Origin of the sequence: Paraburkholderia kirstenboschensis (assembly GCF_904848585.1) — a bacterium.
GTDB classification, from domain to species: Bacteria; Pseudomonadota; Gammaproteobacteria; order Burkholderiales; family Burkholderiaceae; genus Paraburkholderia; species Paraburkholderia kirstenboschensis.
On record NZ_CAJHCR010000099.1, the window covers coordinates 1 to 541 of the forward strand.

Consider the following 541-nt stretch of genomic DNA (forward strand, 5'->3'; position numbering starts at 1 on the left):
CGAGGAGTATTCGCGGCGGCGTTTGCTGGTGGGCGTCGACCGGTTGGACTACTCGAAGGGATTACCGCAACGCGTCCATGCTTTCCGCGAACTGCTGACCTTCTACCCGGAGAACCGTGATAGTGCGACGCTGATCCAGATCGCCTCCCCTAGCCGCGAGGACGTCGACGCCTACGACGATCTGCGGCGTCAGATGGATAGCTTGTGCGGCGCGATCAATGGCGACTTCGGTGAACTGGACTGGATGCCGGTGCGCTACATTCATCGCAACGTTGCCCGAAAGCGTCTGCCGGGTCTCTATCGCGCGAGTCGAGTTGCGCTCGTTACGCCGTTGCGGGACGGCATGAATCTGGTTGCGAAAGAATTCATCGCCGCACAGGACTCCGCCGACCCGGGCATGCTGGTGCTCTCGCGCTTTGCCGGAGCCGCGGAGCAATTGAAGGAAGCGCTGCTGGTCAATCCCTACGACACGCAAGGCACGGCGCAGGCCATCCAGCGGGCGCTAACGATGTCGCTCGATGAGCGGATCAACCGGCATGAG

1 protein-coding gene is annotated in these 541 nt (G+C 62.1%); it reads left to right on the forward strand.

Annotated features, from left to right (window positions below; all coding sequences use genetic code 11):
- Positions 1–541 (forward strand): alpha,alpha-trehalose-phosphate synthase (UDP-forming) (locus JMY24_RS38180; protein ID WP_201704147.1); only part of this gene is annotated, 541 nt, incomplete at both ends.